This is a genomic window from Yersinia ruckeri ATCC 29473 (assembly GCF_000754815.1).
GTDB classification, from domain to species: domain Bacteria; phylum Pseudomonadota; class Gammaproteobacteria; order Enterobacterales; family Enterobacteriaceae; genus Yersinia; species Yersinia ruckeri.
Genome location: NZ_KN150747.1, coordinates 3,387,049 through 3,401,003 on the forward strand (window position 1 = coordinate 3,387,049; position 13,955 = coordinate 3,401,003).

Consider the following 13,955-nt stretch of genomic DNA (forward strand, 5'->3'; position numbering starts at 1 on the left):
CTCCGTACATCACTTCCAAAACTGAAGATCCCGCAGACTCTGCTTATGCGCGCAGATTGACGTTAATCGTCTCCTGCGGTCGGCCATTGGCCGTACGACGCGTATCGTTGTTCTGACGATCCGCTACTTCTAAAATATCTTGGTTGTTAACCAGCTCTGCCAGCGTAATGTTGTTCAGGAAGCTGCTGATGCGTTCACTGAGATCACGCCATAAAGTGTGGGTCAGGCAACGATCGCCGCCCTGACAGCCTTCTTTACCCTGACAACGGGTGGCGTCGACAGATTCGTCTACCGCAGTAATGACTGCGCCTACCGCGATCTGAGCTGCATCTTTACCCAGCAGGTAACCGCCACCTGGACCACGAACGCTAGCTACCAGGCCATTTTTGCGTAAACGAGAAAACAGTTGTTCCAGATAAGATAACGAGATTCCCTGACGTTCAGAAATATCTGCCAGAGGCACTGGCCCGTTCTGGGAATGTAATGCCACATCAAGCATGGCGGTTACCGCATAACGACCTTTGGATGTCAGTCTCATAGCTTAAAATTACCTGTTGGTGAAACGAGCTAGAATTCTGCCATTCTTGAGTGTTTCAGTCAACTATTTAACCTAGTAATTTACTCAGGTATTTTATATCCTGACATCTCTTTATATTTAGGCCATAGACAGATATATCAATATGATATATCTGTCTATTCTTTATCTTTCTTCATGTGCGCATTATTGGCACTTTTCTGATATTTATCCTGCTTTTCGATCGAAGTCAGCATTCCACGTAGGATATTCAGCTCTTGGGCTTCCGGCCGGGCACGGGTAAACAGACGGCGCAACTTGCTCATAATCTGCCCTGGATGAGCCTGACGAATAAAGCCGGTTTGGGACAGAACCTGCTCCAGATGTTGGTAAAATCTTTCCAAATCATCGATCAACGGATAAGGCGCTTCTTCCTCCTCCGACAGCGGCGTGATTGCCGCCTGACGATCGAGGAACGCCACCCGCACTTCATATGCCAGAATCTGCACGGCCATGGCCAGATTCAATGAACTGTATTCTGGGTTGGCTGGAATCGCGACATGATAATGGCACTTTTGCAGCTCATCGTTGGTCAGACCCACGCGCTCACGGCCAAATACCAGCGCAACCGGCGCGTGTTCGGCTTCGCGCGCGCTGCGAACACCACACTCACGCGGCTCCAGCATCGGCCACGGCAAAGTGCGTGAGCGGGCGCTGGTTCCGATAACCAGGTTGCAACCAGCCAGCGCCTCATCCAGGGTATCGACGATAGTGGCATTACCGATAACATCGCTGGCACCGGCAGAAAGCGCAATGGCCTGAGAATCAGGTTTTACCAGTGGGTTGACCAGATATAGGTTAGTTAGACCCATAGTTTTCATGGCTCTGGCGGTGGAGCCCATGTTTCCGGTGTGAGAGGTTTCAACCAAAACAATGCGAATATTGTGCAACATACAAACTCTGAGGATAACGGGGAATCGCAGCATCTTAACACAAGCGTAGGCATTTTTCAGATCCCCTGCTATACTATGCGCCGTTTCTCGTTCTTTAACATCCTAGTTGGAAGATACCCATGCATCCGATGCTGACTATCGCCATACGCGCTGCGCGTAAGGCCGGTAACCTGATTGCCAAAAATTATGAAACCCCGGACGCTGTCGAAGCGAGCCAGAAAGGCAGTAATGACTTTGTTACTAACGTTGATCGTGACGCAGAACATCTAATCATTGACGTTATCCGTAAATCCTATCCAAAACACACCATTATTAGTGAAGAATGTGGTGAGTTACTGGGTGAAGAATACGAAACTCAATGGGTTATCGATCCACTGGATGGCACCTCAAACTTCATCAAACGTTTCCCACACTTCGCTGTATCCATCGCTGTGCGCATTAAAGGCCGCACTGAAGTGGCTGTGGTTTACGATCCCATGCGCAACGAATTGTTCACCGCCACTCGTGGTCAAGGCGCTCAGCTGAATGGCTACCGTCTGCGTGGAACCAACGCAAAAGATTTGGATGGCACCATCCTGGCGACCGGTTTCCCGTTCAAAGTAAAACAACATGCTCCAGCTTACATCAATGTGTTAGGTAAACTGTTTACCCAGTGCGCTGACGTGCGTCGTACCGGTTCTGCGGCACTGGATCTGGCTTACGTTGCCGCTGGTCGCGTTGACGGGTTCTTTGAAATCGGCTTGAAACCGTGGGATTTCGCCGGTGGCGAACTGCTGGTGCGTGAAGCTGGTGGGATTGTGACCGACTTTGTTGGCGGCCATAATCACTTTAGTTCAGGCAACATCGTGGCCGGTAACCCGCGCGTAGTAAAATCGATGTTACAAGCGATGAACGAAGAATTGAGCGAAGCTCTGAAGCGTTAATATTCCCGCTCTTAGCCTCAAAAATTGCGATGCCAGTCCGTTAATTCTGACTGGCATTTTTTATGGCTGAGATCAGCGTCCAAATGGACGGATGCCGCCCATCATGGCTGGCTGGCTCGAAAGATAAAGCAGCACACCCGCAAAGAGTAAAATAACGCCGCCGGCCAATGCCAAGGTGGCCCAGGCAATGCTTCCCCACGCCGTCGGTGCCCGATGCTGGCTCAAACGTATCGCTAACTGACGGGCGTAGTGAACAAACAGCGCTAATAACGAAATAGTTAACGAAGTTCCTAACGCCATCGCCAGCGCCGAGGCGATTCCCCACGCATAAACACCAATGACTTTGGCAAACAACAGCACCATAATCGCCCCCGAACACGGGCGCATTCCCATCGCTAATATCACCGCCAAACGAGTTCGCCAATCATCACTGGCCTGCAATTCTTCATCATTAGGTAAATGCCGATGACTACAGCCGCAGCTTTCACTATGAACATGATCGGCAGCCAGGGGTTGTAGCCGTTGCACCGTGATTTTTTGCGGCCTCAAGGCTTTTATCTGCCAGTACAAGCGTTTCAAGGCGCGAAAACACAAGAGTAATCCCAGCAGAATGACCAGAATAAAGCTGCCTTTTTCCAACCAAAAACTGCTTTGATGCAAATAGCGAGAAGAAAGCTGAAATACACTCAGCACTAGCGTAACCAGCACGATAGCCACGCCGCCTTGCAGCAGCGAAGCCAAAAATGTCAGCTTCAGGCTGCTTTTCAAACGTGCAGGATGCGTGGCCAGATAGGTAACAATAACGACCTTGCCATGGCCGGGGCCGACCGCATGCAATACCCCGTAGATCACACTGAAAAACATCAGCCCCAGCCCCATCTGATGTGGATTGGCTTTTACCTGCTGGAGAAGCTGCGCCATTTGCTGATGCATGGTTTTCTGCCACGCCACGCTTTTAAACAGCAATTCCGGCCAGTAAGACCAAGCAATCAGGGCACTGACCGTCAAACACAGCAGAAAAAACCCAAGCGGCCACAGGTTCAGCAATCCCTGTTTTTGGCGACGGGTTGTCGGGGAGAAACTTACTGACATTGTAGCGTTATCCGTTGAGCAAATTGTTGTCCTAAAGCCATATCTTCTCCAGGGGAGTCATTTTTATCCAATGACAAGGCATAAGCCTGCAAGGAGGCATCCGGGTTGGGAGTGAATAGCGTTGACGTACAACGTTTCTTCATATCGGCAGGCAATTGAACCGCCGCATCGTTTGGGTAACTCATGTCGACAAAATAGGTCGGATCATAGGTCGAAATGATGAAGGGTTTACCGACCAACGGCTGCGATTGGGCTAACGGTAAAACAAACGCCAATACCGCCTGATGTCCTTGGCGCGATAAATGGTATTCCGTGGGCAAATTTTTGTATTTCACTGGCTTACCGTCACGATAAATATCCGTGAAATAATGTTGCCCTAATACGTTAGCCATCACTTCAGCCGCCAGTTTTTTCCAGATTTCTGTATCTGATTTAGCATTTTCCGCATCATAAAGTAGATCGGCAGACGTGATTTCATCCATCGTCCACACCATTTTTAGTCCGGTTAACTCCTGTTTTTCCATGATAAAAGTGGTATTCATTTCGATAAAACTGTGTGGATGTGCCTGCCCCAGCGAGCTATACAGCGTGATAATTAGGCCCAACAGCCGTATTGTTCCCTTGCTAAAACTGTTATAATGTAACATAAAAAGCATCAATTAACCTTTGGATATACAGCAATATTTGTGATGTAAGTTATAAGCCCAAGTAAAAGCCGTGGGTGCTAGCACGCTGATTTTTGCTCTTTTGCTATGCTTAAAACTAATCGATTAAACAAAACATATCTAGGGCGGTTATATGAGCCTGGACACGTCCCCAGAGCCTGAGCTCTCAGGTCAACAGCGCCGCTGCCATGCTTTATTGCTGCTGTTTACTCCAACATTGCCGGTAAAACTGGAGATAATCAGCCAATTAAATGGCGTTGGGCTTCCAACTACCCGGCAAGATATAGCTGAGGTAGCCAGCGAAATCCAGCGTTTCTACCATCTGGATATCCATGCCAATGCTGTTGATGAGTGTCAATTGCACGGAAGTTCACTTAATAAGCGACTCTGTCTGATTCATTGGCTAAGGCGCGGATTACGTTATTGTCCAGAATTTATTGATAACGGCTTTATACCTGCGCTATATCAAGCGCTACCGTGGTCGGAACAGGCGTTATTGCCGCCGTTACAACAGGTTATTGGTGAATGTGAACGCCACCTACCTCGCCCACTGGATATCCGCGACAGATATTTTTTACAAATCTACCTGACTTACGCAATTTGGCAGACTCAGCAGCAAAACCTGCCACAACTAGAAAGCCGGCAAATTACCTGGCTAAATCAGAAAGCAGAATCAACTGCGGCCGATCACCTCTTTCACGGCATTAATAGCTTGTTGCCCCAAGCACTTGCGGCCATTGAGCGAGATGTTTTTATTCTGATGCTGACGATGATTAAGGCTCACAGCTATAGCAGTAACCATTCCCGCGAGGATATCCGCTTGATGAGTTCGATCAATCGTTTGATCGCCCGCTTCCAACAGCTTTCAGGCATGACGTTCAGCTGTGACAATGCCTTAATTAGCCAACTTTTTGCCCATTTAGCTCCAGCTATTGAGCGCTGTCACTTCGATATTGGTGTGGATAATATGTTGTTGGATGAAATCAGTAACAAATATCCACGGTTGTTAGATACTACCCATACGGCATTGGCAGAACTCGAACGGGAATATCAGATTGAATTTTCCGAGGAGGAAGTTGGGCTGATTGCCATCAGTTTTGGTGCCTGGTTGATGCAGGGCAATGCCTTGCAGGAAAAGCAGATTTTACTACTGACCCAGCAGAATCGGCGTCTGGAAAGTGACGTCGAGCGACAACTGCGGGAAATGACACTATTGCCGCTACATATCAAATATTTACCTTATGCTGACTATCTAAAATCTGGCGCACCTGCGGGGGTTGGTTTGGTTATTTCCGCCTATCCGATCGTCATACCTGAATCAACGCCGCCATTGATTCAGGTATTTTTACCGCTGACTGAAGCCGATAAAACCGCGATTCGGACGCAATTGGAAGCGCCTTAAAGAACACAATCCTTCGGGGTTGCGACGACCTGAGGACGAATAAACAACGCCGGTGTGGCAACCAGCGCCATCACCCAGAACACCCCACCTTGAAGATGTTCAAACAGGAAGCCGGAAATCACCGTCATGACCGCAATCCCACCGCCCATGGCTAAAGCGGAGTAAACCGATTGCAAACGGATAATATCCGCGCCTCTACGAGAGGCAATAAAGCGCATCGCCGCCAGATGGCAGACAGTAAATGACCCGCAATGCAACACCTGAATCAAGATCAACCAATGTAATTCGGTCGTCGAGGCCATTAAACTCCAGCGGACAATTCCGCTGATGGCGGAAAGTAACAGTAGGCTACGGGCAGTCCAGCGACGGAATAAAATATGACTGAAAGCGAAGACCAGAATTTCTGCCACCACCCCCAGCGCCCACAGATATCCAATCGTCGCGGCAGAGTAACCGGCCTCGTTCCAGTAAATGGAACTGAAACTGTAATAGCCAGCATGCGCTCCCTGTAGCAACGTCACGCAAAGTAAAAATCGCCAAACTGGTCGTTCACTCAGCAAACTTTTCCAGTTGGTCGCCGGTAAGGCATGATGGCGCACCTCCCCTTTGGGCATCACGCTCGGACGTAATAAGACCCCCAATAACATGGCGGCTACTGCGGCAGTGAGACTATAGAGAATAACATTGTGCCCCCAGACCGATACCAGTTTGCCGGTCAATGCCGAACCAATCACGAACGCCAGCGATCCCCACAAACGTACCTTACCGTAATCCAGGGTGATTTGTTTTTGCCAGGTGCCTGCCAGTGCGTCGGTCAGCGGCACCAAAGGGCCAAAGAACAGGTTAAATCCGGCGATCACCAACATGAGCCAAGCCCAACCGCTGCCAAACCAAAAACCGATGGCGAATGCCAGCGTCAGTAACGCCAGAATGCGTAATGCGGTGACCAGATGGGTGGGATTTTTAACGCTGGGAGCGATAATCAAACTGCCGAGGAAACGAGAAATCAGGCCAGCGCCTAATAAAATACCGATGGTTTCCGGTGCAATTCCCTCGCCTTGTAACCAAACACTCCAAAAAGGCAAGAAAATGCCATAAGCAAAGAAATACGTGAAATAGCTGAGCGCCAGCCAGCGTGTTGATTGCAAAACCATAATTCCTCCGGAGTCAGCCAGATACTGTGACAGAGCACACCTCGGCTAGCAACTGAGTAATCATTCAAACAAAGAGTTTGCAAGCTGTCTCACATCATTTCAGTCATTTTTCCCGCGTTCAGGAATCCCCTACGTTATGCATTACCGAACGTTCAGTCGACATAAAAAAACCCACGTTAAACGTGGGTTCTTGTGACATCAAAACAACTTTACTGAATTTATGCGTAAACCGGGAAACGGGCGCAAATTTCCAGAACTTTCTGTTTGATACGTTCGATAGTCGCTTCGTCGTTGATGTTATCCAACACATCACACATCCAGCCAGCCAGTTCGATGGATTCTGCTTCTTTGAAACCACGACGGGTAATAGCCGGAGAACCGATACGCACACCGGAAGTCACAAACGGGCTCTTAGGATCGTTAGGTACGCTGTTTTTATTCACGGTGATATTGGCACGACCCAAGGCTGCATCCGCATCTTTACCGGTGATGTCTTTATCGACCAGATCCAGCAAGAACAAGTGGTTTTCCGTACCGCCGGACACCACTTTGTAACCACGCGCCAAGAAGACCGACACCATTGCTTTGGCGTTTTTGGCTACTTGCTGCTGGTAAATCTTGAACTCAGGCTCCATCGCTTCTTTCAACGCCACCGCTTTACCCGCGATAACGTGCATCAGTGGGCCACCCTGGTTAGCCGGGAATACAGAAGAGTTCAGTTTCTTATACAGCTCTTCGTCGCCACCTTTCGCCAAAATCAGACCACCACGTGGGCCAGCCAGCGTTTTGTGAGTCGTGGTGGTCACAATATGTGCGTGAGGAACGGGGTTCGGATAAACATCCGCAGCCACCAAACCGGCCACGTGAGCCATATCGACAAACAACCATGCACCGATACTGTCGGCGATTTCACGCATTTTTGCCCAGTCAACGATGCCGGAATAGGCCGAGAAGCCACCGATGATCATTTTTGGTTTATGCAGTTCTGCCTGACGCGCCATATCGTCATAATCGATCTTGCCAGACTCATCGATACCGTAAGGTACGATGTTATACAGTTTACCGGAGAAGTTTACCGGAGAGCCGTGTGTCAAATGGCCGCCATGTGCCAGATTCATGCCCAATACGGTATCGCCCGGCTTCAACAATGCGGAATAAACAGCCACGTTAGCCTGCGAACCGGAGTGCGGCTGCACGTTGGCATAATCGGCACCGAACAGTTCTTTCGCACGGTCGATGGCCAATTGCTCAACCACATCAACATACTCACAGCCACCGTAGTAACGCTTGCCCGGATAACCTTCAGCATATTTGTTCGTCAACTGAGAACCTTGCGCCTGCATAACACGCGGGCTGGTATAGTTCTCAGACGCAATCAGTTCGATGTGCTCTTCCTGGCGCACCACTTCTTGCTCCATTGCACGCCATAAATCTGCATCATAATCGGCAATGTTCATTTCACGCTTTAACATCCGGCTCTCCTGACTCAGCTAACTTAATACACCCAGTGGACCACCCGTTCGGGCTCTAGCCCACAGTGTAAACTGTTTTTGCCTCGTTAAGATAGGTCTTAACCGAGGTTTTTACGCAAACGATTGGCATTAGGCCACATAAGGCTTTTCACCGCTCAGCGTTCATACCATTCACTGGATTTCTGTTCATATTGAGTATGCGGTTTTTTCATAACTGTGAACTGGCGCGTGAGGATAATCGCCCTAATTGGCGGATGTGTATTTACAAGCCAGATTGCATTTTATAAGATGCATTTAAAATACATGTATTAATTAGCACATTATTCAAAAAATTATAGGAGCCTCACTATGCTGGATAGCCAAACCATCGCCACCGTCAAATCAACCATTCCGTTGCTTGTTGAAACCGGACCAAAACTCACTGCGCATTTTTATGATCGTATGTTCACTCATAACCCTGAGTTGAAAGATACCTTTAATATGAGCAATCAGTTCAGCGGCGATCAGCGTGAAGCGCTGTTTAACGCGATTTGCGCCTATGCCGCCAACATCGAGAACCTTGCAGCGCTGTTACCGGCGGTAGAACGCATTGCCCAGAAACACACTAGCCTTAATATTCAACCAGAGGATTATCAAACCGTAGGTAAGCATCTGATTGCCACGCTGGACGAATTATTCAGCCCCGGTCAGGAAATTCTCGATGCTTGGGCCAAAGCCTATGGTGTGCTGGCGCAGGTGTTTATTCAGCGCGAAGAGCAGATCTACCGCGAAGCAGAAGAAAACATTGGCGGATGGCGTACCCTGCGTCGCTTCCGCATCGCGAAAAAAGAAAAACAAAGTGATGTGATTTGCAGCTTCCTGTTGGAACCGGAAGACGGTGGCTCAGTGGTTAATTTCAAACCAGGCCAATATCTGGGAGTTTATATTGAAGATAACCGTCTGGAAAACCGTCAGATTCGCCAATACTCGCTCACCGCAGCACCTAACGGTAAATCCTACCGCATTGCGGTGAAACGCGAAGAACAAGGCACGGTGTCCAATTTCCTGCATAACCAGGCACAGGAAGGCGATATCGTGCGCATTGCGCCGCCACGCGGCGATTTCTTCCTGGATATTACGCCAGACACGCCGGTTGCGCTGATCTCCGCCGGTGTGGGTCAGACGCCAATGTTGAGTATGTTACACACGCTGCACGCCCAACAGCATGCTGCGCCTATTCATTGGTGCCACGCCGCCGATAATGGTCGAGTGCATGCCTTTGCCAATGAAGTGGCCATCATCGCAGAAAACATGCCCAATCTTAGTCAGCATGTTTGGTATCGCCAGCCAGAAGAGCAAGATATTCACGGCCAACATTATGATAGTGAAGGCTTGATGAATCTAAGCCAATTGCCGACCACGATTACCGCACCGGACACTCACTATTATTTCTGTGGACCATTGGTGTTTATGCAATTTGCTGGCAAGCAATTATTGGAGATGGGCATTCCTTCAGAACAGATACACTATGAATGTTTCGGCCCGCATAAAGTGATTTAATTGTCCTGATAACATCACCTACACCACTGGTCAGCCTCCTCGCTGGCCAGATTTCATTACCTTTTCTTCTACTTTTTCGCTTACATCATTCCTTTTATTATTACAGTTAGTACCTCAGCTGCTCGCTTTTATGTTTGCAACCATCTATTATTTAAATAAATATTTATATATTCACATAAATAAGAATTAATATCGTTGCATTCGATAGCATTAAAATTTTTATCCATTCCCGAATTACATAAGGCTAAACATACCCAGCATGAGTAGAAAATTTATAAAAAAAGAAGGGTTGGCTCTGGTCTCCATGGCACGCTATTTGATTGGCGAACGTCCGGGAAATCGGCTGAAAACCATTGATGAATTATCTGATGACTTCGGTATTTCCGTCGGTGTAGTACAACATGCCTTAAAAGTATTAGAGCAGGAGGGGGCGATCGCCGTTGAACGGCGCGGGAGAAATGGTACGCAATTGATCGATCTTAATCTTCCCAGCCTGCTGCAACAGGCCGATTTAGGCAATATGGTGTGCGCTATGCCGCTCCCTTACACTAAATTATACGAAGGACTGGCCAGCGGATTGAAAGAGCAATTCACTATCTTACCGCTATATTTTGCTCATATGCGTGGAGCAGAAGTGCGAATTGAATGCCTTATCAATGGTATTTACGATATGGCGGTAGTCTCACATTTGGCTGCACAACATTATGTTGAGCAAGGAAAAGTGGCTATCGCGCTGAATCTGGGTAAGGGTTCCTACGTTGATGGTCACCAGCTTATTTGCCGTCAGGGCGAAGAACATCATATCCATCGGGTCGGATTGGATCCGCGCTCACCGGATCAATGTCTGCTGACAGAAACCAAGTTCGCCGGCCAAGATATCGAACGAGTTGATGTGCCTTACAGCGACTGCGTGGCGCAAATTATTCGTGGTGAAATCGATGCGGCAATCTGGAACCTGACAGACGCAGTTTCTCATGAGAATTTACTGGCGGTTAAACTACGTGGAAACGAGCAGTATATTCAGGCATCACAAGCGGTAATTTTAATCCGCCCAGATAATCACCTAATTAAACTATTATTGGAAAATGGGATTAATTCACAGCAATTACTCCAACATCAACAAAATGTTCAACAAGGAATAATTGACCCACGTTATTAATTTCAACTTTGGGAGATGCTATGGATCCGCGTCTTAATCTTCTTTGTCAGGCAGGCCTGATAGATGAAGACATTGGTATTGGGATGAATCTGGTTATCGATAGATTAGCCCATTTTTGGCGGTTACCTGTTGACAGTCTTCAAGGGGAAATGGCGATCACGCATATGGCTAACGCTTTAATGCGAACTCGCCGTGGTGAACAGATAAATGGCATGGATGCGGCACTGCTCACTGAAATCATGCAGAGTGCAGATATTCTATATATCCAAAAGATTAATCAGGATGTCTTGGCTTATTTTGATCAGAAGCCAGATCAAAACGAGATGGGTTATTTACTGTCAAATATTTATAGCCTTTACCTTGCCAGTCGCCAATGAGATAAAGACAGCTAGCAAATAATCTTTGGCGTGAATTAGAAATACCATAAATATTCAAAAAAATAATAATTTAAATTAATATAATGACGCTGAATGCGTCTGGAACAGACCATGTTTTTACATGCTTTAAGAAAACAGAATCCTGTACTGATCGAAGCCGTTATCCTGCTGTGGCAACAGGGAAAAATTGGCCCGGACACCTATATCATCGATGTGGATCAAACCCTGTCCAACGCCAGAAAATTATTGGCTGAAGCCACACGTTTTAACATCAAGTTGTACTTGATGAGCAAGCAATTTGGCCGCAATCCCGAGCTGTGTAAACAGATATTAGCCTGCGGTTATCAGGGTGTAGTGGCGGTGGATTTTAAAGAAGTGCAGCAGTTGTATCGATATGGAATTCCAGTGGCGCATATCGGGCATTTGGTGCAGCCACCTTCAGGTATGCTGGACGAAATAATCAGCCAGCAGCCTGAAGTTATTACCGTTTTCTCACTGGAGAAAGCGCAGCAAATTGCCGTAGCAGCCCATAAACAAAATAAAATCCAGCCAATTTTGCTCAAAGTCGGCCAGACTAACGACCTACTCTACGCCGGGCAGGAAGGTGGATTCGAGCTGCAACAACTGCCTGATATCATTCAAGCTATTGCTGCCATGCCATCCATCAAATTGGTCGGAGTGACTCACTTCCCTTGTATGCTGTTCGATCCCCAGTTACAACGCACCCGGCCAACGACCAATATGCATACCTTGCTGGCTGCGCGGGATATCATGATAAAACAAGGTATTAACGTCGAGCAGATCAATGCCCCCTCCGCCGCCTGCGTACAAATAATGCCGGAGTTGGCACGATTGGGAATCACCCACACCGAGCCAGGTCATGCACTGACCGGTACCCTACCGGCGAATCAAAACGGCGATCAGGTTGAAAAAATATCGCTGCTTTATCTATCTGAAATATCACATCATTTTATGGGAACTAGTTATTGTTTCGGTGGCGGTTATTATCGCCGCGGTCATCTACGCCATGCGCTGGTGTGGCATAAGCAGCAGTACAGCACCACTCAGGTATTGCCGGTTGATGACAGCAGCATCGATTATTATCTGCGCCTGGATGGACAGTTTCCTATTGGCAGCCCGGTTATCATGAGTTTTCGTACTCAAATATTTGTCACCCGCAGCAGCGTTGCACTGGTTGAAGGTGTTCAGTGTGGCAAGCCTCGGCTACTTGGCCACTATGATAGCCAAGGAAATATATTGAATTAAGCAGATAGCTATATTCCCACTGTACTGATCGGCTCGATTACCGATATAGTAAGCCACGCTTATGGAATCTGCACGCGGGGATGATTCTCAGATCATTCTCAATATTAGGCCGGATGAATTGCCAAGACCCCCGGAGACACATTTTCTTCGCTCCCATTGCATTCTGCCGTTGCCTGGAGTTATTCCCATGATTAATCCCAATGGCTATACCTATGCTCATGAACATCTGCATATTGATTTATCCCGCTTTAAAAACAATATCGATTGTCGCCTGGATCAATATAAACCAATCTGCGAGGAAATGCGGGAACTGGTAAGCCAGGGCGTCATGAATATTGTTGAAGTCACCAATAAATATATGGGCCGAAATCCGCAATTTTTATTGGATTTGATGCGAGACAGCGGCATCAATATTATTGCTTCCACCGGTTATTACACCGATCATTTCTATCCCCAACAGGTTCGAGATTGCTCAGCCAGGCAACTGGCGCAAATCATGATCGATGAAATCGAAATCGGTATTGATGGCACCGACCTTAAAGCTGGCGTAATTGCCGAAATTGGCACTAGTGAAAATCATATTACTGCTGATGAAGCCAAAGTATTCCACGCTGCTGCATTGGCTCACCACGCAACCGGTCTGAGCATTTCAACCCATACCAGTTTCAGCACTATGGGTTTACAGCAAATCGCACTATTGGAACAACACGGTGTGCCACCAGAGCGTGTCGTTATCGGTCACTGCGATTTGAAAGAGCAACCGGACTTGCTATTGCAGATGCTCGACAAAGGCGTTTACATCCAGTTCGATACCATCGGTAAAAACAGCTATTTCCCGGATGAACGCCGAGTCGCCATGCTGGTCAATCTGGCTAAACGTGATTTATTGGATCGCGTCATGCTATCGATGGATATTACCCGCCGTTCTCATTTAAAAACCAACGGCGGCATAGGTTTCAGTTATCTGATCGACTCATTTATTCCCATGCTGTTAAACGCTGGAATATCCCACACAGAGGTAGAGATGATGCTGCGCCATAACCCAAATAAATTTTTTTCTACGCAAGGACAGTGACTATGAAGAAGATCGGCATCGTCGGGCTACAACGTGAGTTAATCAGAGAGTTTATTGATAAAACCGCTCCCGACTGCTTTGAAACTTTTATTCTCAGCGATATGGATGCAGCAATCAAAGTGAAAGATGGCCTGTTGGATTACTATATTGGTGCCTGTAATACTGGTGCAGGAGCGGCATTATCAATGGCTATTGCCATTATTGGTTACAACAAAAGTGCCACCATTGCCAAGCCTGGCATTAAAGCCAAGCCCGATCAAATTGAGAGGTTTATTTCTGAAGGCAAAGTGGCTTTTGGCCTATCAGTGGAACATATCGAGCACGCCATTCCATTACTGATAACGCAATTACGCTAAGGGGAAGC

At 47.6% G+C, this 13,955-nt stretch carries 14 protein-coding genes; 8 read left to right on the top strand and 6 right to left on the bottom strand.

What is annotated here, in order from left to right:
• Window positions 1–43: 43 nt before the first annotated feature.
• Both iscR and trmJ read right to left on the bottom strand, forming a co-directional pair.
• Window positions 44–538, bottom strand: a complete 495-nt coding sequence (gene iscR / locus DJ39_RS15225; RefSeq protein WP_004718039.1) for a Fe-S cluster assembly transcriptional regulator IscR — start codon at window positions 536–538, stop codon at window positions 44–46.
• Between the two features lie 155 nt (window positions 539–693).
• Window positions 694–1,467: a tRNA (cytosine(32)/uridine(32)-2'-O)-methyltransferase TrmJ gene (gene trmJ / locus DJ39_RS15230; RefSeq protein WP_004718040.1), complete on the bottom strand. Its 774-nt coding sequence runs from the start codon at window positions 1,465–1,467 to the stop codon at window positions 694–696.
• 119 nt (window positions 1,468–1,586) lie between these two features.
• Between trmJ and suhB the strand changes: the two genes are divergently transcribed.
• Complete coding sequence (suhB, locus tag DJ39_RS15235; RefSeq protein WP_004718042.1) at window positions 1,587–2,390, top strand: inositol-1-monophosphatase; 804 nt, start codon at window positions 1,587–1,589, stop codon at window positions 2,388–2,390.
• 72 nt (window positions 2,391–2,462) lie between these two features.
• Here suhB and DJ39_RS15240 read toward each other — a convergent pair whose 3' ends face one another.
• On the bottom strand, window positions 2,463–3,482 hold the full coding sequence (locus tag DJ39_RS15240; RefSeq protein WP_038251529.1) for a nickel/cobalt transporter: 1,020 nt from the start codon (window positions 3,480–3,482) through the stop codon (window positions 2,463–2,465).
• Complete coding sequence (locus DJ39_RS15245; protein ID WP_038251531.1) at window positions 3,473–4,138, bottom strand: DUF1007 family protein; 666 nt, start codon at window positions 4,136–4,138, stop codon at window positions 3,473–3,475. The genes DJ39_RS15240 and DJ39_RS15245 overlap by 10 nt, the downstream gene beginning before the upstream one ends.
• Window positions 4,139–4,280: 142 nt before the next feature.
• On the opposite strand from DJ39_RS15245, the gene csiE reads away from it, so the two are divergent.
• The gene (gene csiE / locus DJ39_RS15250; RefSeq protein ID WP_038241350.1) at window positions 4,281–5,549 is read left to right on the top strand and encodes a stationary phase inducible protein CsiE; all 1,269 of its coding nucleotides are present in this window, start codon (window positions 4,281–4,283) and stop codon (window positions 5,547–5,549) included.
• Here the strand turns inward: csiE and DJ39_RS15255 are convergent.
• Both DJ39_RS15255 and glyA read right to left on the bottom strand, forming a co-directional pair.
• On the bottom strand, window positions 5,546–6,703 hold the full coding sequence (locus DJ39_RS15255) for a 3-phenylpropionate MFS transporter (protein ID WP_004718050.1): 1,158 nt from the start codon (window positions 6,701–6,703) through the stop codon (window positions 5,546–5,548). The genes csiE and DJ39_RS15255 overlap by 4 nt on opposite strands.
• Window positions 6,704–6,921: 218 nt before the next feature.
• Window positions 6,922–8,175, bottom strand: coding sequence for a serine hydroxymethyltransferase (glyA, locus tag DJ39_RS15260; RefSeq protein WP_004718051.1), 1,254 nt, complete (start codon window positions 8,173–8,175; stop codon window positions 6,922–6,924).
• Between the two features lie 348 nt (window positions 8,176–8,523).
• On the opposite strand from glyA, the gene hmpA reads away from it, so the two are divergent.
• The 6 genes from hmpA (at window position 8,524) to DJ39_RS15290 (ending at window position 13,947) form a co-directional block, all read left to right on the top strand.
• Window positions 8,524–9,714, top strand: coding sequence for an NO-inducible flavohemoprotein (gene hmpA, locus DJ39_RS15265; RefSeq protein ID WP_004718053.1), 1,191 nt, complete (start codon window positions 8,524–8,526; stop codon window positions 9,712–9,714).
• 259 nt (window positions 9,715–9,973) lie between these two features.
• A complete protein-coding gene (yhfZ, locus tag DJ39_RS15270) occupies window positions 9,974–10,873 on the top strand; it encodes a GntR family transcriptional regulator YhfZ (RefSeq protein ID WP_004718054.1) in 900 nt (299 codons plus the stop codon).
• 20 nt (window positions 10,874–10,893) lie between these two features.
• Window positions 10,894–11,250 (top strand): hypothetical protein, encoded by a 357-nt coding sequence (locus DJ39_RS15275; RefSeq protein WP_004718056.1) that lies wholly within the window; start codon window positions 10,894–10,896, stop codon window positions 11,248–11,250.
• A 111-nt stretch (window positions 11,251–11,361) separates the two neighbouring features.
• Window positions 11,362–12,516, top strand: a complete 1,155-nt coding sequence (locus tag DJ39_RS15280) for a YhfX family PLP-dependent enzyme (RefSeq protein WP_038251782.1) — start codon at window positions 11,362–11,364, stop codon at window positions 12,514–12,516.
• 187 nt (window positions 12,517–12,703) lie between these two features.
• Window positions 12,704–13,591: a phosphotriesterase-related protein gene (locus DJ39_RS15285; RefSeq protein WP_004718059.1), complete on the top strand. Its 888-nt coding sequence runs from the start codon at window positions 12,704–12,706 to the stop codon at window positions 13,589–13,591.
• Window positions 13,592–13,593: 2 nt separating this feature from the next.
• Complete coding sequence (locus DJ39_RS15290) at window positions 13,594–13,947, top strand: DUF2620 domain-containing protein (protein ID WP_004718061.1); 354 nt, start codon at window positions 13,594–13,596, stop codon at window positions 13,945–13,947.
• Window positions 13,948–13,955: the final 8 nt, after the last annotated feature.